This window comes from Butyrivibrio sp. LC3010, assembly GCF_000424385.1.
GTDB lineage: Bacteria > Bacillota > Clostridia > Lachnospirales > Lachnospiraceae > Butyrivibrio.
Genome location: NZ_AUJU01000002.1, coordinates 253733 through 280406 on the forward strand (window position 1 = coordinate 253733; position 26674 = coordinate 280406).

Here is a 26674-nt window from a genome sequence, read left to right on the forward strand (position 1 = left end):
TCTGTGAGAAAGCAAACTCCACTAAGCTCGACATTACCTCGCTAAGTACTCTATTTAACTAAATAAGAACAGTTGATAACTGTTCTTATTGTAACTCATTTTATTGAATTATTTTACCTTTTTTACACGAATCTGGTAAGGAATATTTTACATATTTATATTACTGTTCAAACTGACTCTTGTAGAGCTTAGAATAAAAACCATTTTTCAAAAGAAGTGATTCGTGATCACCCTGTTCTATAATGTGGCCATCTTTCATTACAAGTATTCTGTCTGCTTCCTTTATCGTTGATAATCTGTGAGCAACTATGAAGCTTGTTCTTCCATCCATCATCTTCTTAAATGCCCTCTGGATTCTCATCTCAGTTCTGGTATCAATCGAGCTTGTAGCCTCGTCAAGAATGAGCATGGGAGGAACCTGAAGCATAAGTCTCGTTATACAAAGAAGCTGCTTTTGTCCCTGTGACAGCAGGCCACCATCATCACCGATGACAGTGTCATAACCCTCCGGAAGCCTTTTGATAAAACTGTGGGCATGTGACTTTTTGGCAGCTTCTACTATCTGTTCGTCAGTAAAGTCATTCCTTCCAAGAGTTATGTTATCACGTATTGTTCCAGCTCTAAGCCAGGTCTCCTGAAGAACCATTCCGTAATTTTTACGGATATCCGCCCTCTTTAATTTTCTGATATCATTTCCCTCTATGCTTATACTGCCTCTGTCAACATCATAAAATCTCATAAGCAGATTTATAATTGTAGTCTTTCCGCTTCCTGTAGGTCCTACTATCGCAACTCTCTGACCTTCATTAACAGACAAAGTCAGATCTTTAATAAGCTCTCTGTCCTTATCATAGGAGAAGTCCACGTCCTTTATCTCAATGTTTCCTTTTACTTCATTGAGCTGTGCTGCAGGATCAGCATCAGGAATCTGTGGCTGTTCATCAATGAGTTCAAATACCCTTCTTGCACATGCGAGAGCATTCTGAAGCTCAGTAACCACACCTGAAATTTCATTAAAAGGCTTTGTGTACTGGGTTGCATAGCTCAGGAAAATCGTCAGTTCACCAACACTCATAATACCGCTTATACACTCAAAAGCCCCAAAGAGAGCGACAAATGCATATACTGTATTGTTTACCATTCTGGTGCTAGGATTAGTCAGCGATGAAAAGAATGTAGCCCTAAGGCTTGTGGACGCCAGCCTTTCATTGATTTCATCAAAATCTCTCTGATTTTCATCCTCATGTCCAAAGGCCTTTACAACCTTAAGATTCCCGACCATCTCATCTATAAGAGCAGTCTGCTCTGCCCTCGCCTTGGACTGGTCCCTAAACAAAACATATGATTTGGTGGCAATAAATTTTGCAACAAATAGTGAAACCGGGGTAAGCAGTACTACCATTGCAGCAATCTGCCACTGCAAATAGAACATGAACACCAGCGTTCCGAGAATAGTAACTATTCCTGTGAAAAGCTGTGTAAAGCCCATTAAAAGTCCATCTGCAAACTGATCAACATCAGCTATTATTTTACTTACAATTTCTCCCTGCTGATGACCATCAAGATATTCAAAGGGCAAAATCTGAATTTTCTCAAAGGCATCATTTCTTACGTCTCTTACAACGCCATAGGTGATTCTGTTGTTAACACCATACATAAACCACTGGCAAAGGGCTGATATAAGGACTACAATTCCCATTCTTATTAGCAGTACCTTGATCATTGCAAAATCAACGTTGCCTTCACCCATTATGCAGTCAACAACATTACCTGCAATTATAGGTGCATATAAAGCAAGAATCGCCGAAACTACAGCAAAAGTAATGGACAAAAATATAAGTAGTCTGTATGTAGCTGCATATTTAAGTACTCTTTTTAATTCACGCATTTGCAGCCTCCTTTCCAAACTGAGACTCATATATTTCCCTGTAAGTCTCACTCTTTTCAAGGAGCTGTTCATGAGTGCCGATGCCGTCAACCATTCCATCATCAAGAACAATTATCTTGTCACAGAATCTGACAGAAGCAGCTCTCTGAGACACGATTATGGTTACAGGCTTATATGGAAGTTCAGAAATAGCTTTTCGCAGATTTTTATCGGTCATATTATCAAGTGCAGATGAACTGTCATCAAGAATCAGGATCTCAGGCTTTTTGACCAGTGCTCTTGCTATCGTAAGTCTCTGCTTCTGACCACCTGAAAGATTTCTTCCACCCTGGGTAATATCAGCTGAAAGCTCTCCCTTCTTTTCCTTAACAACTTCTACTGCCTGGGCTGTTTTTATTGCATCCCATATTTCTTCATCACCAGCAGCTTCATTTCCCCACTTTATGTTATCCCTTATGGTCCCCTTAAAAAGAACAGCCTTCTGCAGAACAATTCCAATTACATCCCTCAGGGACTCAGTGGTGTATTCTTTAACATTTTTACCTTTATAAAGAACTCTTCCGCCGGTTGCATCGTAAAATCTCGGAACAAGATTCACCAGTGTTGTCTTTCCGGCACCGGTTCCTCCTATAACTCCTATGGTTTCGCCCCTTAATGCAGAAAAAGATACACCGGATAATGAATCTTCCGCATCACCATAATACCTAAGGCTTACATTTTCAAAACTTAAAACTGCCTCATTCTCACTGCAAACGGCAGTACGTGCATTAAGGCTCCCTGCCTCCATGCCTCCTTTTATTTCAAGCATGGCCTGTACTCTGTTTCCACAGGCATAAGCTTTAGTGATGGTTATTATTAGTGAAGCAAGCTTAACAAGTTCAACAAGAATCTGAGACATGTAATTGTACAGCGCAACTACTGCACCGGTTGTAAGTACACCGGCATATACCTTGTCAGCACTTGTCTTTAGCAGAATAATGATTGCCAGATTAAGAATCACATAAGTTATGGGATTCATAAGGGCAGAAATTCTTCCTACATATTCCTGAAGCTTTGTGAGAATTTCATTTCTATCCTTAAAATTCTGTGTTTCTTTATCTTCGAGTCCAAATGCTCTTATAACACGAACTCCTGAGAGATTTTCTCTGGTGAGTCCCAATACCTTATCAAGAAGCTCCTGGATTTTCTTGTATCTCGGGATTCCCCAAAGCATGATTCCAAATACCACAATTGACAGAACCACTATTGTTATAAGGAAAATCATAGCCTGATTAAAGTCAATCGTGAATGCCATCACCATGGCTCCAAAAACAACGAACGGAGAACGTAAAAGAAGTCTCAATGTCAGATTAATACCCTGCTGAACCTGATTGATATCACTGGTCATTCTTGTTATCAGGGTCGTTGTTCCCATATTATCTATCTGTTCATAGGAAAAGCTCTGAATATTCTTAAATAAGTCCTTTTTAACCGCTGCAGAAAAATAAGAAGCTGCTTTAGCAGCAAAGTACTGGGCAGTAACGGCACAAATATATCCGATAGCTGCCAGAAGAATGAGAACAAGACTCATTTTAATTGCATATGGTCTATCACTCCCGGCTATACCTTTATCGATAATAGCCGCTACAACAAGAGGCACCGCAAGCTCAAAGCTGGCCTCAAGCAATTTGAAAAGCGGTCCAAGGACCGCTTCAAGAGAATATTTCTTCAAATATTTAAGTAATTTTTTCATGTGTATATTCTTAGACCTTTCGGATAATGATTTTTTAATATTCCACCTGCATATTTAGCCCATCCAAGAGTATACCCCAAATATGTGATAAGGTACCAGCCTTTTTCTAAATTCTGTTCTCTAAAGCTGATTCCTCCAATAAATTCCATGGCCTTCTGTTCACTTTCAAGCTCAAAAGCATATTTGGCATCTGTTTTTGATAAAGCAAGTGCCAATGAATGAGAAGGCTCAAATCTGCCATTTTTGATTGTTCCCAAATGGAGTCCCGGTCTCATAACAGTAATTCCGCCTATTCCGGGCATCCCTTCTCCTGCAAGATAAAGCTGTTCGCCAAGCATAAAAGGTGTACCTCTGACCGCACCCTCTATCCTGCATGTATTCTTTAGACCTTTTACTGCGCGCTTTCCTTTTTTAGATTTTTTATCAGATTTTTCAGATTGATCTCTTGTGCTTTTGGCATCATCCAAAACAACCCGCACATCCCCCAGGAATTCTTTGGCAAACTTCGCAAAAGGTTCTATATCATCAGTACCCAGTGCCTTGATCTTGCCGTTTATATTATAGACTCCTGCGTTAAGTTCTATATCACCGGTCTTTTCAAACACAGCAAAAAAATGGCCCTCACCTTTTATCTTATGAGGCCATAATCTGCCGCTGCAACAAGCAACATCATCTATAATATCCTGTGGAAGTTCAAGCACAAACTCTTTATCAATAACTTCATCCTCAGAAATATCAATCACCCTTTTCAAGTTATCGATATTTCCGCTGACCATTCCATCAAAAAGTTCTATTCTTACAGGCTTTAGACCTAAAGAAAGGATCTTTGCCGCCTGATATTCATCCTCCTCCGGCGCAAAAGTACAGGTAGAATATACCAATCTTCCACCGGGGGCCAGCATTTTTACCGCTTCCTTTATAATTTCTGTCTGCCTCTGTGCACAAAGTCTGATATTATCGATACTCCAGTTAGTAACTGCTTCATCATTTTTTCTGAACATTCCCTCACCGGAGCAGGGCGCATCAACCAAAATTTTATCAAAATAGCCCTCAAATATATCCGAGAGCTTCTTCGGTTCCATGTTGGTTACAAGTGCATTTCTTACGCCACACCTCTCTATGTTAAGAGAGAGAATCTGAGCGCGCTTTTTATCTATCTCATTTGAAACAAGCACTCCTTCCCCTTTCATATAGGAAGCTATCTGAGTGCTTTTTCCTCCTGGTGCCGCGCATAGATCAAGTATTTTCTCCCCAGGTCTGGGATCCAGATAATGAACAGGAGCCATAGCACTTGGTTCCTGAATATAATACGCTCCTGCTTCATGAAGAGGATGTTTTCCGGGAGCACCTTCCTTATAAATAAATCCATCAGACTCCCATTTTACATCAGAAATAAATTTCGTTCCTGATTCTATCAGGCATTCCTTAACAGAATTCTCATCATCTTTTTCGCATCCAAAAGCCTTGAGCGTATTAATTCGCAGAGCCGTAATTTTCTCACTGTCAAGAGATTCCACAAATCCTTCATATTCATCAGAAAGAATGGCTCTTATTCTATTTTCAAACTGTTCATCAAAGTTCATCTTTGTGCTCTTTTAAAAATCTTTTTATTCCTTTAAAGGTATCAGCGCTTATTATATGCTCTATTCTGCAAGCATCATTCTCTGCTGTTTCTTCATCGACATTAGCAGTAATCATCAAAAATTTTGTCAGATTCTTATGTCTGTCATAAACACTTTTAGCTTTTTTCTTGCCCTCATCCGTAAGCTCAAGCTCTCCACCGGGAGCAACAGTAATAAAACCGTCATCCTTAAGAATTCCAACTGCTCTGGACACACTTGGTCTTGAAAAGCCAAGTTCATTAGCCACATCTATAGATCTGACATAACCTTTTTTCTTCTTTAAAAGATATATTGTTTCGATGTAATCTTCACCCGATTCCTGCATAGCTCCTCCTTGTGTTTTGCTAAATTAAATTTGTTACTACTTAATTGATTATATAGTTTTTTGAACAACAGGTCTACCTTTATCTTACAAAACTATAATGTTTGTTAAAGTACACTGGTCTCCGGTCAATGCGACCAGTATATTCTTTTCATTATCCGGAATTATAGTGGTATTTTTTATGGAAATACCTGCATTTGAAGTCACCATTGTAATCTTATTTTTCCTTCTTTTAAAAGTAATCTCACATGGAAATCCTTTTTTATTGCGTTCCTTCCAGACATCCCAGCTCTCAAATTCCGCGTCCTTCCTGACTACAAGCTCATTAGATGCTGTCTTGACTTTTGTGGCATCTTCGCCGTCGATTCGAATACATGCAAATTCCCTATAATTAGTGCCATCCTGCTTTTCATCATCTGCTGCAAACAAAAGGACATATGCGCAGTGCCAAATTAGATTTGCCGAAGGGAGACTTTTGGTAAAAAAGCTGATCCGCATACCATCTCTGACCGGTAGTGGCTTTGTAATATCAGATCTGTATCCATTTATCTGAACATTCGGAATATCACCCTGAAGATTATTGATATAGTTCACCTCTTCCGCAATTCTTGGAATATAGTCCTCTAAAACTGCTTCTTTATCATGCTCAACAGTTATATTCTGTATCTTACAGTGCTCTCCGGTAATTCCTATAAATGCAAACCGGACATCATCAAAAAGAGCAACTATTACATCAATCCTCTTATTCTGGTTCCTTATCTTTATTCTAACATGGTCTTTAATTCTTACGGCTTCAATTTCGCATTTGGGAGAAAATGAACCGCTTTCGGAAATAGTTGACTTGATATCTCTGGCAGCTGTGCAGATTGTATTGCCATCCAGCCAGATTTCACCATATTCGATATAATTCAGTACTCTGATATTCCTATCATCATTATGCACACAACCGTCAAATGAATCAAATAGAATAATGGAAGGCATAGCAAATCTTGATTCATATCCCAGATCAGAATTAATTTTAAAGGATATTTTTGTTTTGTGATCTGTTATCTGAAGTCCATCTGAAACACTGTTTTTATATTCTTCAAAGCGCATTTCAGTTACCTTGCTAAGATCAGTATGATCTGTGCTGTTAATATTTTCTTCCTGCTCCCTCATCATGTATTCGGTATCTTTGTCGATCATATTGACCATGATTCTAGCATATTCAGGATCAAAAAGGGTTCCCTGACCCTTTACTATTTCCTCCCTGACAGTACTCTGTGGAAGCGGGTCCCTGTAGCTTCTTCCGGATGTCAGATCATCATAGCTGTCAGCTACCGCAATTATTCTTGCAATATCAGGTATATCCGTACCTGATAATCCACTTGAGTATCCTTTTCCGTCGAATCTTTCATGATGATACTTTGCACCAATGCTCAAAAAAGGAAACTCACTAATTGATGAAAGAATCTCTCCGCCTATCTCAGTGTGTTTCTTTTTTATCTCATATTCTTCATCAGACAAATTACTATCCCTTTGTATGATATCATCTTTTATACCAATTTTGCCAACATCATGTACAAGAGCAGCAAAATATACTTCATCACACTTTTTTTCATCCATCCCGGACAGACGGGCGATTTCCCTGGCATACTCAGCAACTCGGAGTGAATGCCCACGGGTAAAATTATCCTTGGCATCAATCGCTGTCGCAAGAGCAGTTACTGTTTGCTCAAAAAGATGCTTCAAGTTCTGTTGTTCAACCTTTAACTTGTTTATCTCTATCTGATTGGCTCTCTCTACCCTTTCATTCATGTCAAGAAGCGCAAAAATATAAAGTCCTATTACCATGACAACGGCAGCCATGTCCACAAGAGATACACCATACATAAACAACTGAATCATGGAAGCCGTAAGACTTACAACGTCAAAAAGGAAAACTGACAAAGCAATTTTTCCGCGTAGTCTTTTTCTATATCGCACAAGTGTGGCAAGCTGAATAATTAAAACAAAATATGGAAAAACATAGCTTACAAAATAATACGGAGATCTGGTGTAAATATTATTTTCATCAAAAGTATAGTATATCCCCGTAAACTGTGAAATGACAACAAGACATATTGCAATAACAGACAGAAGCTTTGTAATGTTCAAAATGATTGGCGGCTTTTCTATTTCACCTTCATTCAAGAGTACATCTTCAATGTACAGGCTTACGGATAATAATACGGCATTTATTAAAACAAATATAAATTTCTTATAATAAGTTTAATTAAATCAGGATTTCGCCAGTGAAATTCCTACAGCGCATGCTGCCATTTCAGATGTATATTCCTCTATCGCGAGTGCGCATTCTCGCGGAGTTTTTTATTTATAAGAACCCCATCGGAATTTCTTATAAATAAAAAACCGACATGTACATTTTCGTACATATCGGTTTAATTTTCGTTGAAAATTACTTTGCGTAATCAGTTGCTCTGCTTTCACGAATGATATTAACTTTGATCTGTCCGGGATATTCCATCTCGTTCTCAATCTTCTTAGCAATATCTCTTGCCATTAATACCATATCGGAATCGCTTACCTGCTCAGGAACAACCATAACTCTGACTTCTCTTCCGGCCTGAATAGCAAAGGAATGATCTACTCCCTTGAAGCTATTCGTAATCTCTTCGAGCTCTTTAAGTCTGCTGGTATAGGTTTCAAGAGTTTCTCTTCTTGCGCCAGGTCTTGCGGCTGAAATTGTATCAGCAGCCTGAACTATAACAGCAATCAGTGACTGAGGTTCTACATCACCATGATGCGCCTCAACTGCGTTGATGACGGTTGCAGATTCTTTATACTTCTTACAGATATCAACACCTAATGAGATATGTGACCCTTCCATCTCATGATCGACTGCTTTACCAATATCATGTAAGAGACCTGCTCTTTTAGCAATTCTGACATCAAGCTCAAGCTCAGATGCCATAAGCCCACAAAGTTGGGAAACTTCAATAGAATGCTTAAGTGCATTCTGACCATAACTGGTTCTGAATCTCATACGTCCCAATAACTTAATAATCTCAGGATGAAGTCCATGAACTCCTGCTTCAAGAGCAGCGTTCTCTCCTTCTTCCTTAATCTTATTAGCAACTTCCTTTTGAGCCTTCTCAACCATCTCTTCAATTCTTGCAGGATGGATACGTCCATCTACAATAAGCTTCTCAAGTGCAATACGGGCAACTTCTCTTCTGATCGGATCAAATCCTGAAATAACAACAGCTTCAGGAGTGTCATCAATTATAAGATCAACACCGGTCATAGTCTCAAGGGTTCTGATATTTCTACCCTCTCGTCCGATAATACGTCCCTTCATTTCATCATTTGGAAGCTGAACTACTGAGATTGTAGTCTCTGAAACATGATCAGCTGCACATCTCTGAATCGCATTAACAACGATTTCCTTCGCACGCTTATCTGCTTCTTCCTTTGCCTCCGCTTCCATGTTCTTTATCATGACTGCGGATTCATGCTTCACGTCATCTTCAACAATTTTCAAAAGATACTCTTTTGCTTGCTCGGAGGTTAAGCCTGAGATTTTCTCAAGTTCCTGTCTTCTCTGCTCATCAAGCTTCGCAACCTCTTGCGTCTTTTTGTTTAATGCATCTTCACGTGCATTTAAACTGGCTTCTTTCTTCTCAATTGCTTCTGATCTCTTCTCGACATTCTCTTCTTTCTGCTGAACTCGTCTTTCTGAACGTTGAACCTCTGCTCTCCTATCCCTCACTTCTTTTTCAAGTTCATTCCTTGCCTTCAGTGATTCTTCTTTAACTTCCAGGAGTTTTTCGCGCTTCGATTCATCAGCAGCCCTCACAGCGTCATCGATGATTTTTCTTGCCCTTTCTTCAGCGCTACCGATTTTACTCTCATTCTCAGCGTCAATTTTCTTTTGACGGGAAATCAGAATGAATGCGGTACATGCTACTGAAACGACAAGAGTTGCTACTGCTACAATAAATGTAGGCATACAGGAGCACCTCCTTATTCAATTTTCATTGTACGATATTTTGTATAAAATGATTTTAATAATCTTTATTCATACAATATAACAACATATTAAGTTTACGCTCAGATGCCGCTTGTGTCAAGAGATAACGCTTTTGTGATGATGTCATTACTAAAGCCTTTACGGTATAAAAATGCCATCATTTTCTGCTTTTCTTCATAGGTTACCGTATGAGGATCATAATGTTTTTTTTGAAGAAGATTAACGCATAATAACAGCTCTGGATTATTCTCTTCCTCCATATAAGCTTCTTCAAGTAATCTGCTTATAATCTCAGAACTGATTCCCTTCTGCATAAGGTCCTGACGGATTCTGTTTCTGCTCCTAAACTCCATATGATATCTGATATAATCCTCTGCATATCGCTCATCATCCAGATATCTGTAAGACTTAAGATACTCGATAGTATCATCTATTATTTCATCAGTATAAAAGCCCTCTTTCAATTTCTCTCTGAGTTTATACTCGGTATAATCTCTTTTTTGAAGCAGGTTCATAGCGCGCTTTTTGGCCCTTTTAGGGATTAGTGAATTATTGATCTCATCAAAAACTGGCGAAGATATTTCTTCGCCAGTCCTTAATCTGTAATTTCTAATTTCACCTCTGTATAGGATAAAAGCGAACTCACCGTCTACATATACTTTTGATCTTTTATTATCGAGCGGTACTATATCCGTTACAGTCATATATTTTATGCCTCTTCGCCTTTAGCAGCTTTTGCTTTTTTTCCTGTTGCAGGAGCTTCCTCAGAATTCACCGTCTCATCTGATTCAAGTCCATACTGAGCTCTGACCTTAGCTGCTATCTCCTCAAGTTTATCAGGATGTTCAGCGAGGTAATTCTTGGCATTTTCACGTCCCTGACCAATCTTATCAGGACCATACTGATACCATGCGCCACTCTTGTTGACTATATCAACAGCTGCCGCCAGATCCAGTACATCACCTGTATAGGATATGCCTTTACCATACATAATATCAAATTCTGCTTCCTTAAAAGGAGGAGCAATCTTATTCTTAACGATCTTAACCCTTGTACGGTTACCAATTGACTCTCCGCCCTGCTTCAATGTCTCAATTCTTCTGACATCCATACGTACTGATGAGTAGAATTTGAGAGCACGTCCACCGGTAGTAGTCTCAGGATTACCAAACATAACTCCAACCTTCTCACGAAGCTGATTAATAAATATAACAGTACAATTTGATTTACTGATTACTGCAGTAAGCTTACGAAGCGCCTGTGACATCAGTCTGGCCTGCAGACCAACGTGAGAATCACCCATGTCACCGTCAATTTCAGCCTTGGGAACAAGAGCTGCTACGGAGTCGACAACGACAATGTCTATAGCACCTGAACGCACCATAGTCTCACAGATCTCCAATGCCTGCTCACCTGAATCAGGCTGTGAAATATAAAGATTATCTACATCAACACCTATATTTTTAGCATAAACCGGATCAAGAGCGTGCTCAGCATCTATAAATCCTGCTATACCGCCCCTCTTCTGAACCTCAGCTATCATATGGAGTGTTACTGTGGTCTTACCACTGGACTCAGGACCATAAATCTCAACTATACGTCCCTTAGGGATACCACCAAGTCCAAGTGCTATATCAAGGCTCAGTGATCCGGTAGGAGTAGTCTCTACATTCATCTGTGCTGACGGATCACCCAGCTTCATAACTGCACCCTTACCAAACTGTTTCTCAATCTGGCCAAGTGCTGCTTCTAATGCTTTCTGCTTATCTTCTCTTTCCATACTGTTCTTCTCCTTCTTTGTTCAGAACAAGTGTTCTGAATTGATAATAAAACAAATGTTCGTTTGTGTCAATAAAAAAGTACAAAATTGCAAAATCATTTACTTTGACAATTAAAAAATGGAATATCTGGCGAAACGCCGGAAATAAGACTTTAGTATACTACACGTATCATCCCCGAAAGTCAACCTGTTTTTTTGATTGAATCCGATCTTCAAAAAAAGGATTCAACAGGTAAAATAGTTAGATCATAATGAAAAAGCAAGTAATGCCAGCTTGGAAATGATCAGCTCCCTGACTATCATGCCGGCACTCTCCTTGCTATCAGGAGATATTGCAGCAAGCTGATCCATAGTATAAACTTTTTCCTGATAATGATCTGTAGAGCCCTTCTTCAACTGACTGACTCTTACCTTTGCCTTGAGCTGTTTAAAAACACGCCATTCAAAGTCCTGGTCAGTCAGATGATACAGATGACTTTCAAGAGTTGTATCCGCGTCTATATCCTTTGCAATATAACGCTCTACAATCGTCTTAAACTTAAAGGGGGCCATCTCATCTGCCATAATCTCCCTGTAGCTGAGTCTGGCTCCAAGATAATATCTTGAAACATCCTGCATTGTGTATTTAAAATCATCTTCATTAATTATGTTATACAAGCGTCCGTCCCCTAATGTTTCGCTCTGATAATATCATATCAGATTTAGTGTACTATAACTTACCCTCATTATTTTTCTGGTTTATAATCTATATCTTCGATCTGATTACCACAGGCCTTAATAGCTTCCAGAATCCTGGAGACCTCCATTCCCGTCTCCTCTGCAAGCTCTTCTACAGTGCAGCTTCTCCTTAGCTCATCAGCCAGTTCTTTAGCTTTATCAGCCACTTCCTGTACAAGAACCACAGCCTTCTGTGCTCTCGCTGTTTCAGCTGCATCGTCCTCTATAAGGCTCTCCATGGCATCCATTACTCTCTGGGCAAGATAAGCATCACATTCCTTATGGCTTTCAAGAGTTGAAAGCTCTGTAACTGCTTTCATAAGAGCGATATTACCCTCTCCAACAAGGTCCTCTATAAGCACTCCCTGTTCAGCATAAAGCTTTGCAACATCGGTCACCATTAACAGGCTCTGCTCCACAAGTTTCTTCTGAGCATCACTCTCCCCTGCCATTGCAGAGATGATCAGAGCTTCCTTTTCCCCATCTGAGAGCTTTTCAAGCAGCTGCAGCTCTTCAAGATAATTATCAAGGTAGCTTACTTCCTCTTTTGTCAGATATTCAGAAGCATCTATTGCCTCCCCGATACCAATATTATGCTTTTTTAAATATTCATAGATAAGCTCATATTGTGCATCACTTAATTCAAGTTCATCAAAAGCATCTCTTATTTCATCCTCACTGACAGTACCGCCCTGTCTTCTGGCGTATTTAGTAAGGTCACCGAGTCTTTTGGCAAATTCCTGTTCTTTATTATCAAGATTAGACATATTACATCTCCGAAATTAAAAATTTCAAATATAGATTCATGAACACATATTCAGCTTTGCGTTCAATACTTCATCATTTTACATGAGTATGGGTAAATAAATGTTCCTGACAATACTCATAATTACCGTTACATTTTGAGCAAAAACGGAATTCAAGAGTAGGATCATCAATCTCTGATCTTCCGCAAACCGCACATTTATGTCTGGTAATCCCGGGTGGTGTTATCTTTACGGAACGCTTGAATTCATTTCTTCTCTTAACTTCCTTTGGACGAAGATGCATAAGTCTTCCGTTTGAAACCCAGAATAATGCAAATGTAAGAAGTGACGCCGTTATTGCAAAGAAGAGGTATATGTTGCCACTAATTGCAGCTGATATAGCCTCAAATGCCAGCCATACGCCGTAAACAATTCCAAGCCACTTCATTTTAAGCGGAATAATGAACATAAACAGAACAACATTATCCGGAAATGTTGCTGCAAATGCCAGAAGAATAGACATATTAATATAATATGTGCTGAACACATATGACACGGTCTGCATAAGCATTGAAATCTCAGCACTTCCGAAAACCTGACCATATTTGAACATAACATAGCCATATGATAAGAACGAAGCTACTATCATTAAGATAAGACCTGTAAAAATATAGAGGTTATATCTGTATTCGCCCCATACTCTCTCCATTGTCGTTCCAATGGAATAATAAAAATAAAGCATGATCAGTACAAAAAACAAATTACTTTCTGTTGGCGGAATAAGTATCCATGTTATAAGTCGCCATACCTGTCCGTGAAGAATCGCATATGGATTCAGTGTCAGATAATTAAGAATACCAGATCCCACAGGTGCAAATCTGAAAATGTATCCGATTATATAGCAGATAATCAATACAATTGTTAAATTTTTAATTGCATACTTCCCAAATTTCTTTTCAAAATTACTCATACTTCTCCTATTTCAAGAAACCGGATGAATCTTCTCCGTTTTCTTTTTCAAGCAAAAATTTATTGAATTTGTTCACATTCTTAATGAGTTTATCACATTTCATGGGCTTTTGCATCGTAATTTGCACAATTGATTTTTGATTCGCCTTAGATTATAATGTAGCGTAATGCGCATTTATTTCGCATATATAATAAGTAATAACAAATCAGTTTTATAATTTTCAGGGGTTTGATTTTATGATTTCTAAGGACTACACATTAGGCATTGATATAGGATCTACTACCGTTAAGATAGCTCTTATGGATGCCGGTAGGAACATTATATTTTCAGATTACAGGAGGCATTTTGCCAACATTCAGGAGACACTTCTTTCCCTCCTTCAGGATGCTGCCAAAATAAGTGGAAATGTTACACTTCATCCCGTAATTACAGGCTCCGGTGGTCTTACACTTGCAGGTCACCTTGAGGTTCCTTTTGTGCAGGAGGTTATTGCTGTTTCAACAGCCCTCAAAGCTCTTGCACCCAAGACAGATGTTGCCATAGAGCTTGGTGGTGAAGATGCCAAGATCATATATTTTGAGGGTGGTAATGTTGAGCAGCGTATGAATGGTATCTGTGCCGGTGGAACAGGTTCCTTTATTGACCAGATGGCATCTCTTCTTCAGACTGATGCATCAGGACTCAATGAATACGCTAAAGATTACCAGTCTTTATATACTATAGCTGCAAGATGCGGAGTATTTGCCAAATCTGACATTCAGCCTCTTATAAATGAAGGCGCTACCAAGGAGGATCTTGCCGCTTCTATTTTTCAGGCTGTTGTAAATCAGACTATCAGTGGTCTTGCTTGTGGCAAGCCTATCCGTGGACACATTGCATTTCTGGGAGGCCCTCTTCACTTCCTCTCAGAGCTTAAGGAAGCTTTTATCCGCACTCTTAAGCTTGATGACGAGCACATCATTGACGCTGATAATTCACACCTCTTTGCTGCTATGGGATCTGCAATGAATGCAGATGAGAATTGTCATTATTCAATGGTTGAGATGATTGGCAAGCTTTCTCATAAGATTACAATGGCTGCTGAGGTTTCAAGACTTGAGCCTCTCTTTGACTCTGAAAGTGAATATCAGGAATTTCTTGATCGTCAGAATAATTACAGAGTTAAGACAGCTAAGCTTGATGATTATAAGGGTAATGCATTCCTTGGAATTGATGCCGGCTCAACAACAACAAAATGTGCTCTTGTTTCAGAGGAAGGAGATCTCCTCTATTCCTTCTATTCAAGTAACAACGGAAGTCCTCTTAAGACTGCAATCAGTTCTATTCAGGAAATATACAAGCTTATGCCGGAAGGTGTTACAATCGCCCGCTCCTGCTCAACAGGATACGGAGAGGCGCTTTTAAAGTCCGCACTTATGCTTGATGATGGCGAGGTTGAAACAATCGCCCACTATAACGCAGCAGCATTCTTTGATCCCAAGGTTGACTGTATTTTGGATATTGGCGGCCAGGATATGAAATGCATACATATTAAGAATGATACAGTAGACAGTGTTCAACTTAATGAAGCTTGCTCTTCAGGCTGTGGAAGCTTTATAGAGACCTTCGCAAAGTCCCTGAATTACAGCGTTCAGGATTTTGCCAAAATCGCACTTTTTGCCGAGGCGCCGATTGATCTTGGTACACGTTGCACTGTTTTCATGAATTCAAGAGTTAAGCAGGCTCAGAAGGAAGGCGCTTCAGTAGCTGATATTTCAGCAGGTCTTGCTTACTCAGTTATAAAAAATGCTCTCTTTAAGGTTATTAAAGTATCTGATGCCAAGGAGCTCGGTGAACACATCGTTGTTCAGGGAGGTACTTTTTATAATGATGCAGTTCTTAAAGCCTTTGAGAAAATATCAGGCGCTCAGGTAACAAGACCTGATATTGCAGGAATTATGGGTGCTTTTGGTGCTGCTCTTATAGCCAGAAACAGATTCCATGAAAAGAACAGCTCTAAGACAACCATGCTCACCATTGACCAGATCAACAAACTTGAATACACAACCAGCATGACAACCTGCCAGGGCTGCACCAACCATTGCCGTCTTACCATTAATAAATTCACGGGTGGTCGTCAGCATATATCCGGCAATCGCTGTGAGCGTGGTATCGGTAAAGTAAAAAATGCAGCAGGAATACCTAACCTGTTTGATTATAAATACAAGAGAATTTTTAGTTATGAGCCTCTGACTGAAGTGGATGCAAAAAGAGGTACTGTAGGTATCCCCAGAGTACTTAATTTCTATGAAAATTATCCATTCTGGTTCACATTTTTTACAAACCTCGGTTATCGCGTAGTATTATCACCAAGGTCCACACATCAGATTTATGAACTGGGAATTGAATCAATCCCCAGTGAATCCGAGTGCTATCCTGCAAAGCTGTCACATGGACATGTAGAATGGCTTATAAAGAATAATGTTGATTTCATCTTCTATCCCGGACTTTTCTACGAAAGAGATGAGGTTGAAGGTGCAACCAACCATTATAACTGCCCTATTGTTACCTCATATTCTGAGAACATAAAGAATAACGTAGAAGAGATCACAGATGGAAAGGTTAAGTTCAGAAATCCTTTCATGTCTTTTACAAGTTTAAAGACAGTTACTGATGCACTTGTTAAAGAATTTAAAGAAATACCCGCCAAAGAAATTATTCTTGCAGCAAAAAACGGCTGGGATGAGATGGCGAAGGCAAGAGATGATATCCGCAAGAAGGGTGAAGAGACTCTTAAGTGGATGAAGGACAATAACAAGCACGGTATCGTTGTGGCAGGTCGTCCTTATCATGTGGATCCTGAGATTAATCACGGAATTCCTGATATGATCTGCTCTTACGGTGTTGCTGTCCTCACAGAGGATTCCATCTCACATCTTGGAACTCCTGAGAGACCACTCATTGTATCAGATCAGTGGATGTATCACTCCCGTCTCTATGCTGCAGCAAGCTTTGTACGCACTAGAGATGACCTTGATCTCATACAGCTCAATTCATTCGGATGTGGTCTTGATGCAGTAACAACAGACCAGGTTAATGATATTCTTGCAGGTTCAGATAAGATTTATACCTGCCTTAAGATTGATGAAGTAAACAACTTAGGCAGTGCCAGAATCCGTGTACGTTCCCTGCTTGCTGCAATACGTGTACGTAAGCTTAAGGAAAACAAGGAACGCACTATTGGTTCAACAGCTATAAAGAGACGCCTGTTTACAGAGGAAATGAGAAAGAATTATACAATTCTTGTTCCTCAGATGTCTCCTATCCACTTTGATATATTGGAGCCTGCCCTCTCTGCATGTGGTTACAATATTGTAGTCATGCAGAATGACAATAAACATGCCATTGATATGGGCCTTAAATATGTTAATAACGATGCATGTTATCCCTCTCTCTGGGTCGTTGGACAGATAATGGATGAGCTTCATTCAGGTAAATATGATCTGGACAAAACTGCAGTTTTGATGAGCCAGACAGGTGGTGGATGCCGTGCTACCAATTATGTAGGATTTATAAGAAGAGCTCTAAGAAAAGCCGGTATGGAACAAGTACCTGTTGTATCAGTTAATTTAAGTAAGCTTGAGCACAATCCCGGCTTCCATATCAATTTTGAGATGCTTGAGAGAGCTGCCTATGCAGCAGTATTCGGTGACATCTTCATGAGATGTATTTACCGCATGCGCCCTTATGAAAAAGTGAAGGGTTCTGTTAATGCAGTTCATGAAAAGTGGAAGAAAAAGTGTATTGAGTTTGTTTCAGCGAAACATCTGAGCTTTACCAAATTCCAGCATCTGTGTAAAGAAATTGTAGAAGATTTCGATCAGATTGAGATAACAGATGAAGTTAAACCAAGAGTTGGTGTTGTTGGTGAGATTCTTGTTAAGTTCGCTCCTGCAGCCAATAATCATCTTGTCGAACTGCTTGAATCAGAAGGAGCTGAGGCTGTTGTACCGGATCTTCTGGACTTCATGCTCTACTGCTTCTACAATCAGGTATATAAAGCAGATCAGTTTGGTACAAGTAAGAAGACAAAGGCTTTCTGTAAGGCAGGAATCTGGGCTCTTGAGAAGCTCCGCGGCGGCGCTTCCAAAGCTTTTGAAAATAGTGTACATTTCGATGCTCCTACAAGCATTTATAAGCTTGTAGAATATGCAAAGCCTATCGTTTCCATTGGTAACCAGACCGGTGAGGGTTGGTTCCTTACAGGTGAGATGGTAGAACTCATAAAGGAAGGTGCTTCAAACATTGTATGTACCCAGCCTTTTGGATGCCTTCCCAATCATGTAGTTGGTAAGGGTGTAATCAAACAGATGAGAAAGCTCTATCCCGGATGTAATATAGTCGCAATTGATTATGATCCCGGCGCAAGTGAAGTTAACCAGCTTAACAGAATCAAGCTTATGCTTTCTACTGCTCATAAAAAAGCACATGAAGAAGAATATGCTTCAGAAAAGAAAGCCATTTCATAATCCTTGACATATTGATTGAATCCATATTCATAAAAAGCTAACACATTTTCATATAAAAAGTGGCGTATCTTCCTGACTTTTATTAGTCAGGTCGATACGCCACTTTTTATATTTTGTTTATACCTATCATTTTTCACGAGCTTAATAGGATCTCTTCGATTTGCATTTACGGAATGTATATAATCGTTGTTTTCCTTAGCGCTGAAATGATTCTTAATACTCCTGAATAAATCAGTCCCAGACTATAGATGACAACAGCTGTCTCCTGATTTTTATAATTTATAAAGCACAGAACCGCAATACCTATGTCCACAAGACCATGCAATGATTTAGTTTTCCATGATCTGGCGCCATTGATTCTGGCTTCATTGGCTCTCAGGAACTCCACGAGTCCTGCAAAAGCATGGATTCCGGCAAGATACATCAAAATATAGAATGATGGTATATCTGTAAGAGTAGCTGTTAACAGACCAAAATCCAAAGTTATTATCCCTTTGTACAGACTGAGTTTCCCTCCGACCATAAATCTTGCCATTGTAAGAAAGTAAAAAAGCTCTTTTAATCCAGAAAGCATAAGACCAAGTGCAATAATCGCAAGAATAACAGGATATGCTTCATCAGGTGTCTGTATCATTAAATAAGCATAAATAAGCATTACTATGCCAAATATGATGTTATTTATTCTATGTATTCTAGACATAAATATTACCCTGATTTATAATTCATTACCCAAAGATTGTTTTTAATAAACTGTTTCCGTTAGATATGGTCTTGGAAAATCCCGCCAAATAATTTTTAGAAGTATATATTTCATAAGTCACCATTCCCTTTTGTGCAAGAGCGGCTTCAATAAACTTTCCTAAAAAGGTATCCTCTTTTTTATAATTTGTAATATACTCCTTCTGATAAATCTCCAGATCAAAATCCCTTATCTTTTTTCCGGAAAGATCTTCACCAAAGCTCTTCCAGTCTTCGGAAGCTATGAGCTGCCTCTTTCTTATAATCGCATTAATTCTATCCTTATATGGTTCTATCGCTTCGGTGTCGTACTTATCTTTTCCAAATGTGCTGATATCACCCCTAATATATTTCATGGCGTATATCATCTGTGCAAAAGCTTTTAGATAATCAGATGGATTATCCTTAGTTATCTCCTTATAGTCATCCCAGGCGGGAATATATCTGTATTTCATAAAAGAATAATCCGGTAGATGTCCTGCTCTTCCATGTCCAAGGTTCATTACGGAATTTTCATTATTCTGGAAGATACTACTTGTGTAAAGATTATTAGCCACATCATCTTTAGCTGAAGGGTTATGCCTGAATTTTATTGGAACCTCTCTCTCCTCACCTTCTATAGTGATGACTTCCCTGAAATTCCAGTTCGTATTATTTATGGCAAGTGAAGGTGTTCCTGCAAAATAGCTGTGAGCCCATGTATCAGCCAGCACATGCATGGCAACCCCAACTGCCTGTATAGGCTTACCCTTGGCAAGCTCAACGGTCTTAACCATAAGGTCGCTGTTAGGCATACAGATCAGCCTGTATTTATTCATATATATCCTTGTGCGACCGCGCTTTTGAGCATACAGATCATATGGCAGAAAGTGGAATGATGCCCAGATTCTTGTTATATTCTGAAGTCCTATAATATCTGTCCTTGCATCCATCATTTCTAATTGAAGCTGTGTCGTTGCTGCCGATAAAGGAGCATTTAATTTTGTTAAAAATGTTCCGGAACATAAATCCACAAGCTGGGCGCAATAGCAGATATCTTCGCTCTCTTCATGCGTATATCCTGCAAGATATGCAGCACAATATGTAGCATAATAATGAAAATCCTCTTGCATATCTAACTATCCAGCCCCTCTTTTTTTTGTATTTTCTTAATTCTGTAGTATGAATATATAATGTCAAAGATAATAGACATAAATGATAACTCTACAAAAATAGTAATTACATCACCGTCATCCCATTCTCTGATATTTCCTGTCCCAATGTATGCCGCCAGACTCCATATACTGTATATTGCAAGCAAACAAAGCCATATCAGAAATGTTTTCTTATTACTTCTTGCCCTGGCAAATCTTATAGCCGAAAAGCCTATATAAACATGTAAAAATAATATGCCACCATAAAAGCACATCAGAAAAATAACTACCAGAACTTTTACGACAGGTGTAGGTACGTCATCTACCAGCACATAGTAACCATTGATATCATCTGTCCCGGCAACAATTTTAATAAAAAACTTCAGAACTTCCCAAATGCCGAATGCAATGACACCCAAGCCGCTCATTTCAATATTGTTATTATATTTTCTTATCAGTGCCAAAGTCTCCTCAGACATTTAGTACACTCCGTATATTCACAATTTAAAGGGGCTGCCGCATATTTGCGACAACCCTCAATATCACTATAAAATAATACTATTTAGATTTTTCAATAATTTTATCAATATCGTCCTGTAACCGTTCCATTGCAAATTCATTAGACCTGAGAGCAAGATGCGCTTTCAGAGAACGATTGTGAACATCATTTCTCTTCTTGAAATAATCAAGAAGATTTTCATCATCTATTTTCAAATAGCCATCAGCAATAGCACCGGGTAGTACGAATTTCTTCACTACATCGGAAAACTCAACTTCAATATACTTGCCTTCCTGCTTTTTTATAGTACCTTCACCAAATTTTTCATGAGTGATCTTTAAATTGATAGCATCCTTATTGCCAAGAGCCATTGCTTCAGAATCCAATTCCTCTATTTCCTTTTCAAGGCTAGAGTGCTCGTTCTTAAGCTCATCCATACGCCTTGCATGCTCTTCAAGAAGCTCTTTTGTTCTCTTAGTTCTTGCCTTTGGAGTAGTCTTTACTTCTTTCTCTTCCTCTTCAAGATCTAAACCCATTGTATACCCCTTTTCCGCGGATAATGGCACCCGCTTTCCTACTGTAATCGATATAATACATTTTATCGTATTTCTTATCGTTTGCGGCAGATGTTACTTTTTTTTCATAAAACTTTTATGTTTTTATGGATTATTTGTAAATTATTCTGTGTCCTCTTTTGTCAGTTCACTTCTTGCTTTCTGTTTCCTGTCATCATCGAGGATCTGGCCCCATTTATAAGGTGTAGCCTGATATACATAGTAATCAAGCCAATTAGAATACAGGTTATTACAGTGGGATCTCCAGGTGAGCTTAGGGGTATTATCAGGATCATCATCAGGATAATAGTTTTCAGGAACATGTATCGGCAAATCCTTACTAAGATCCCTGATATACTCGTTATGAAGTGTTAATCTGTCATACTCTGCATGTCCCATAACAAATATATTTTTTCCGTCTCTGGACATACACAAAAATACACCTGCCACTGTAGATTCTGCGAGAACCACCAGTTCTTTACATGCATGGATCTCATTGGAAGGAGATTCTGTATGCCTTGAATGAGGCATCAAAAATACATCATCAAAGCCTCTTACCAAAGGAACCTTTCTATTTTCAACTCTGTGTTCGAACAGACCAAAGAGCTTTTCCGGAAGCTTTCTCTTTTGTATTCCGTAATGATAATATAATCCTGCCTGAGCTCCCCAACATATGTGGAAGGTTGATGTTACATTTGTTTTTGACCACTCAAAAATCTCACATAATTCTTTCCAGTAATCAACCTCTTCAAATTCCATCTGCTCCACAGGTGCACCTGTGATAATAAGGCCGTCGTAGGTATTATCTCTTAGCTCTTCAAACGTATGATAGAATCTGTTCAAATGGTTAGGCGACGTGTTGAGCGATTTGTGGCTGCTGACACGCATGAATGATACATCGATCTGCAGTGGTGTATTTGAAAGTGACCTGAGAAGCTGCAACTCCGTATCTTCCTTTAATGGCATCAGGTTTAAAATACAAATATTCAAAGATCGAATATCCTGGTGCATGGCGCGATTTTCGTCAACTACAAAGATGTTTTCTTTTTCAAGTATTTCCCGCACCGGGAGATCATTCATAATTTTTATAGGCATGATTTTTTCTCCTCCCAATTATATCAAGAGTTTTATCCTTAATTTTTAGTCTCGTATAATAATATTTTATTCAAGCATTTTCAGGAACTCAGCTTCATCTATAATTTTGATTCCAAGGTCCTGAGCTTTTGTAAGCTTACTTCCTGCTGCTTCACCGGCAAGAACCATAGAAGTTTTCTTTGATACACTTCCTGACGCTTTGCCACCGTTTTTAACAATAAGACCTTCTGCTTCTTTTCTTCCAAGCGTAGGCAGTGTTCCGGTAACAACTATTGTCATTCCCGCAAGTTTATCAGAAGCATCCTCCTCCGGGATAACTGCTGTATTTACCCCTTCCTGCTTCATTCTGAGAATCAGCTGTCTGTTCTCTTCACTATGGAAAAACTCATACAGGTCATTCGCTGTAGTCTCACCAATATCAGGCATTGATAAAAATCCGTCAACCGTGACATTAAACAATTCAGTTATGTCAGAGACGTGCTTCATTATTTCTCTTGCTGTGGCTTTTCCGACATTTCGGATGGCAAGTCCCGTAAGAAGCATTACAGGATCATTTTCTTTGGATTTTTCTATTTCGCCAAGAAGCTTATCAGTGTTCTTTTCTTTACCGATAATTCCCTTCTGAACCATCTCATCACGATAATTTCTAAGCTCATATATATCGGCATAGCTCTTTAAATATCCGTCTTTGGTAAGAGCTTCTATGAGGGTATCGCCAAGTCCCATGATATTCATAGCATCTCTGGAAGTAAAATATGCAATTGTCCTTGTAACCTGGGCAGGACATGTAGGATTAACACATCTGATATCAGCTGTGTCTTCCTCTCTTACAAGCTTGTGTCCACATACAGGACAAACCTGCGGTGCCTCATATACTGATTCCGGCTCCTCAACGCAGCCGTTCAGTTTAGGTATGATTTCTCCTGACTTGAACAACTTGTAAGCTCCGCCGACACCAATCTTCATCTCGCGAATATAATCCTGGTTATGAAGTGTCGCCCTTGAAACAGAAGTACCACACAGTCTTGCGGGTTTACCTGTCTCTTTATCATGAAAGCTTCCTGTAAAAGTTAGTTTGCCGGTTCTACCCACATCTACAAGAATTTCATCCATAACCACAACTCTTTCTTCCGGTGGATACTTGTAGGCTATATGGCCGCTTGAGTACTTACTTCCTGCAGGGAAATCATCTCTCCATCCGGTCCTGTCTACCTTTATTACAGCACCGTCAAGATCAAACTCAAGATCAAATCTTTCATCGCCTATGGCATCTATTGCTTCAAGGATCTCTTCAGCAGTTTTGCACTGTCTGTGCTCCACTACAGGTATTCCGATTTTCTGAAGCTCATCCAGGGCTTTGCAGTGGCTCTGCATAAGTTCCTCCGGACCATCCTGAACATTGAAGACAAACATTCTAAGTCCGCGCTCTTTAGTGATATTACTGTCGAGCTGTCTTAGTGTACCCGCAGCAAGATTTCTGGGATTAGCTGCAACCTTTTTACCAAGCTTTTCCTGCTGTTCATTGAATCTGTCAAAGTCTTCATGAGACATATAAACTTCACCGCGAAGTTCCAGATAAGCCGCATCATATTGAATTTCCTTTTTTACATCGGGAATAACAAGAGCATTTATGGTTACGTCCTCTCCGATTCTGCCATCACCTCTTGTCTCTGCAAGAGTCAGATGCATAAATCCCGGCTTCTCGGTCATGCTCTCATATCTTAATGTCATGCTAAGGCCATCAATTTTCTGCTCAACTGAAAAAAGCGCATCAGGGTGTTTTTCATGAACTTTATTCACCCAGGCAATAACTGATTCCCTGTCAAAAACATCCTCTATTGAAAGCATTGGTACATTGTGAGTAACCTTAACTCCAGCCTCGCGCTTTGTCGTACCTCCGATTATCTGTGAAGGTGAGTCCTTTGTAATCAGCTCGGGATACTCACTCTCAAGCTTTTTCAATTCCTGCATAAGCTGATCATATTCATAATCAGATATCTCCGGTGAGTCCTGATTATAATATCGATCCATATGATAACGGATTTTCTCAGAAAGCTCCGTGTATTTTGATTTAATCTCAGTTGTTACCATTAACTAATTCCCCTGTTATCTAATACTTTATATAATTCTTTTAATTCCTGCCCCCGGATAATCCTATATTCAGAATAATCAAGATTACCAAGTTCAATATTTAAAATTCTGATTCGCTTTAGTTTTGTAACCTTATAGCCAAAAGCCTCGCACATTCGTCTTATCTGTCTGTTAAGGCCCTGCGTAAGTATTATATTAAAACTCTTTTTACCGTTTTTTCTGACCACACATGTTTTTGTCGTCTGATCAAGATCCTTAAGATAAACTCCCTTTGCCATATCTTTCACAAAAGCATCAGAAATCTCTTTATCCACCTCAACCACATATTCCTTTTCATGGCCATTGGCAGACTTCATCATTGCCTGTATAAGATCCCCATCATTTGTAAGGATCATCAGTCCCTCTGAATCCTTATCGAGACGTCCGGCATAGGTTACACGTTTTTCATACTTTATATCATCAATTATTGTTTTCTCAGCATGCTCATCCTTCTCGGTGCAGACAACTCCAACAGGCTTATTGTATGCCAGGACAACCTTCTCATCATTCATTCTGATGACTTTCCCATCGAGACATACTTCATCTTTGTCTGTGACCTTAGCACCGTTTTCGGCAATTTTACCATTAATTGTTACTCTGTTATCCTGGATAAGCTTATCAGCATCTCTTCTGGAACAAATGCCACACATGGCGATATATTTATTTAATCTTATTGCTTTACTATCTTCGTTTATCAATAGCATTTCCTCTATTACATTGGGATACGCCCCTCACTTTGTGAGGGCCTAGTCCAGTACGATTCCTAAATTTCTGAAGAAATTTAGGAATCTATACTAAAACGGAACGTCCTTCATTATGAAGTCGTCCCGTTTGAAAACCTGATAAAATGCAGTCGCACTTCTCTAACAGTATTTATAAGCTACGGAGTGTCTCAATAGCGTTCTTCTTAAGAACTATGTCGAAACTCTCATCCATATGACAAATAATATTATCTTTAGTAGTTACAAATTTACCAAACTCATAGCAGATTGAAAATACAGCAGCAAATGTCTTAGCATTCTCATCCCTTCTGTCAAATACCATATAATAAGCATTGGCAGAGTTGCTTCTGTAAAGAGTACTCTCCATGGAAATCGTACCCGAAATCTGCTTACTAAGTGCAATAGCAGTCCTTAAGTTTTTGAGTTCAAAAACAAAAGTTGAAAATCCAAGTCTGTCGAGCTCATTTTTTCCATTGTCCTTCTGCTCGTCCGGAACGATTTTAGTTTTTCTGCCACTTTCCTTCTTCTTATCAGGAATGGCATCTTTATCTATCTTCTCAGCTTCGGTTCTGGTCTTTTCAACCATATCCTTAACAGAATTGGTAAAATCTTTAAGGCTCTGAAGATACTCACTAAGTCTTGGGATTCTGTCCTCCTCAGGTGTATCACCAAGCTCTTCTAAGAAGTTTTTAGGGAAACGAAGTCCCGCCTTCTCCGTAAGATTCTTAAGCATATCTGCAAAAGCTCCCTCTGTGTTCTCAGAGAGTGTAAGAGATATTGAATGATCCGGCAATACAGTGATCTGCATTGGAGTGAAAGCCCCCTGCGGCTTGTAATCCACTTCTGTAGCCGCTTTCTCCATTATATCATGAAGAAAATCCATTGCTTCCTTACTTTTATCAAAAAGATCCTCTAGCTTTAATCCCTGCTCATCCATGTCGTCTTCAGTGATTATGCAATTAACGGTATCCTTATTAACTCTTGTAAATTTCATAAATACAACTCCACATTACGTATAACCATGTAATGACTTCTCGAATATCACAAGGTAAAATGTTTTGGTCTGACTAGTACAAGAAGTCTGTTATCCCTAACTACAACATATAGTGCATTATATCACAGTAATGCATAAATGCAAAAGAAATCAGCAGATTCTTGGAAGGCCTTCTCCGTATAAAGGGCCGATGAGTCTTTCTCCGCCAATAGGTGTATGAAGTACTACACCAATATTATCGGCTCTTTTAACTTCTCCGATTATAGCTGCAGTTTCGCCATAATGTGAATTCTTTATGATCTGTAAGGCTTTATCTGCATCAGAAGCATCAACTACACAGATTATTTTCCCTTCATTTCCCATGTAAACTGGATCAAGTCCAAGCATTTTACAGAAATCTCTGACTTCATCTCCTACAGGAAGTCTGTCCTGATAAAGATGAATTTCGCAGGAAGAAGCATTAGCGAACTCATGAAGTACGGTACCAAGACCACCTCTTGTAACGTCTCTCA

General features: G+C 39.2%; 21 protein-coding genes. 1 reads left to right on the forward strand and 20 read right to left on the reverse strand.

Features of this window, described 5'->3' with window-relative positions:
* Positions 1 to 160: 160 nt before the first annotated feature.
* From G622_RS0102945 to G622_RS0102995, 11 genes are all read right to left on the reverse strand, one after another.
* A complete protein-coding gene (locus tag G622_RS0102945; protein ID WP_242832942.1) occupies positions 161 to 1888 on the reverse strand; it encodes an ABC transporter ATP-binding protein in 1728 nt (575 codons plus the stop codon).
* Complete coding sequence (locus tag G622_RS0102950) at positions 1881 to 3620, reverse strand: ABC transporter ATP-binding protein (protein WP_026509431.1); 1740 nt, start codon at positions 3618 to 3620, stop codon at positions 1881 to 1883. The genes G622_RS0102945 and G622_RS0102950 overlap by 8 nt, the downstream gene beginning before the upstream one ends.
* Positions 3617 to 5203, reverse strand: a complete 1587-nt coding sequence (locus G622_RS0102955; protein WP_026509432.1) for an RsmB/NOP family class I SAM-dependent RNA methyltransferase — start codon at positions 5201 to 5203, stop codon at positions 3617 to 3619. The genes G622_RS0102950 and G622_RS0102955 overlap by 4 nt, the downstream gene beginning before the upstream one ends.
* Positions 5193 to 5567, reverse strand: a complete 375-nt coding sequence (locus G622_RS0102960) for a metal-dependent transcriptional regulator (RefSeq protein ID WP_026509433.1) — start codon at positions 5565 to 5567, stop codon at positions 5193 to 5195. Before G622_RS0102960 ends, G622_RS0102955 begins: the two co-directional genes overlap by 11 nt.
* Before the next feature lie 84 nt (positions 5568 to 5651).
* Positions 5652 to 7736, reverse strand: coding sequence for an HD-GYP domain-containing protein (locus G622_RS24250; RefSeq protein ID WP_049945656.1), 2085 nt, complete (start codon positions 7734 to 7736; stop codon positions 5652 to 5654).
* Between the two features lie 265 nt (positions 7737 to 8001).
* Positions 8002 to 9555 carry a ribonuclease Y gene (gene rny, locus G622_RS0102970; protein ID WP_026509434.1) on the reverse strand — a complete coding sequence of 518 codons (1554 nt, stop codon included), beginning with the start codon at positions 9553 to 9555 and terminating at the stop codon, positions 8002 to 8004.
* 101 nt (positions 9556 to 9656) lie between these two features.
* Positions 9657 to 10280, reverse strand: coding sequence for a regulatory protein RecX (locus G622_RS0102975; RefSeq protein ID WP_026509435.1), 624 nt, complete (start codon positions 10278 to 10280; stop codon positions 9657 to 9659).
* 5 nt (positions 10281 to 10285) lie between these two features.
* Positions 10286 to 11356, reverse strand: coding sequence for a recombinase RecA (gene recA / locus G622_RS0102980; RefSeq protein WP_026509436.1), 1071 nt, complete (start codon positions 11354 to 11356; stop codon positions 10286 to 10288).
* A 246-nt stretch (positions 11357 to 11602) separates the two neighbouring features.
* Complete coding sequence (locus G622_RS0102985) at positions 11603 to 12013, reverse strand: hypothetical protein (RefSeq protein ID WP_026509437.1); 411 nt, start codon at positions 12011 to 12013, stop codon at positions 11603 to 11605.
* A gap of 68 nt (positions 12014 to 12081) precedes the next feature.
* Complete coding sequence (locus G622_RS0102990) at positions 12082 to 12840, reverse strand: RNA polymerase sigma factor region1.1 domain-containing protein (protein ID WP_026509438.1); 759 nt, start codon at positions 12838 to 12840, stop codon at positions 12082 to 12084.
* A gap of 73 nt (positions 12841 to 12913) precedes the next feature.
* A complete protein-coding gene (locus G622_RS0102995) occupies positions 12914 to 13789 on the reverse strand; it encodes a hypothetical protein (protein WP_026509439.1) in 876 nt (291 codons plus the stop codon).
* A 236-nt stretch (positions 13790 to 14025) separates the two neighbouring features.
* Here G622_RS0102995 and G622_RS0103000 point away from each other — a divergent pair, with 236 nt between their 5' ends.
* Complete coding sequence (locus G622_RS0103000; protein ID WP_026509440.1) at positions 14026 to 18297, forward strand: 2-hydroxyacyl-CoA dehydratase; 4272 nt, start codon at positions 14026 to 14028, stop codon at positions 18295 to 18297.
* 166 nt (positions 18298 to 18463) lie between these two features.
* On the opposite strand, the gene G622_RS0103005 is transcribed toward G622_RS0103000, so the two are convergent.
* The 9 genes from G622_RS0103005 to G622_RS0103045 form a co-directional block, all read right to left on the reverse strand.
* Positions 18464 to 18997: a DUF308 domain-containing protein gene (locus tag G622_RS0103005; RefSeq protein ID WP_026509441.1), complete on the reverse strand. Its 534-nt coding sequence runs from the start codon at positions 18995 to 18997 to the stop codon at positions 18464 to 18466.
* A gap of 25 nt (positions 18998 to 19022) precedes the next feature.
* On the reverse strand, positions 19023 to 20147 hold the full coding sequence (locus G622_RS0103010) for a DUF6765 family protein (RefSeq protein ID WP_026509442.1): 1125 nt from the start codon (positions 20145 to 20147) through the stop codon (positions 19023 to 19025).
* 2 nt (positions 20148 to 20149) lie between these two features.
* On the reverse strand, positions 20150 to 20647 hold the full coding sequence (locus G622_RS0103015; protein ID WP_026509443.1) for a hypothetical protein: 498 nt from the start codon (positions 20645 to 20647) through the stop codon (positions 20150 to 20152).
* A 79-nt stretch (positions 20648 to 20726) separates the two neighbouring features.
* A complete protein-coding gene (locus tag G622_RS0103020; protein WP_026509444.1) occupies positions 20727 to 21203 on the reverse strand; it encodes a hypothetical protein in 477 nt (158 codons plus the stop codon).
* 141 nt (positions 21204 to 21344) lie between these two features.
* The gene (gene metA, locus G622_RS0103025) at positions 21345 to 22316 is read right to left on the reverse strand and encodes a homoserine O-acetyltransferase MetA (RefSeq protein WP_026509445.1); all 972 of its coding nucleotides are present in this window, start codon (positions 22314 to 22316) and stop codon (positions 21345 to 21347) included.
* A 66-nt stretch (positions 22317 to 22382) separates the two neighbouring features.
* Positions 22383 to 24407 carry an NAD-dependent DNA ligase LigA gene (gene ligA / locus G622_RS0103030; protein WP_026509446.1) on the reverse strand — a complete coding sequence of 675 codons (2025 nt, stop codon included), beginning with the start codon at positions 24405 to 24407 and terminating at the stop codon, positions 22383 to 22385.
* A complete protein-coding gene (locus G622_RS0103035; protein ID WP_026509447.1) occupies positions 24407 to 25141 on the reverse strand; it encodes a pseudouridine synthase in 735 nt (244 codons plus the stop codon). Before G622_RS0103035 ends, ligA begins: the two co-directional genes overlap by 1 nt.
* 178 nt (positions 25142 to 25319) lie before the next feature.
* Positions 25320 to 26162: an adaptor protein MecA gene (locus G622_RS0103040; protein WP_026509448.1), complete on the reverse strand. Its 843-nt coding sequence runs from the start codon at positions 26160 to 26162 to the stop codon at positions 25320 to 25322.
* A 150-nt stretch (positions 26163 to 26312) separates the two neighbouring features.
* A partial coding sequence (locus G622_RS0103045) for an AIR synthase-related protein (RefSeq protein WP_026509449.1) occupies positions 26313 to 26674 on the reverse strand: 362 nt, incomplete at its 5' end.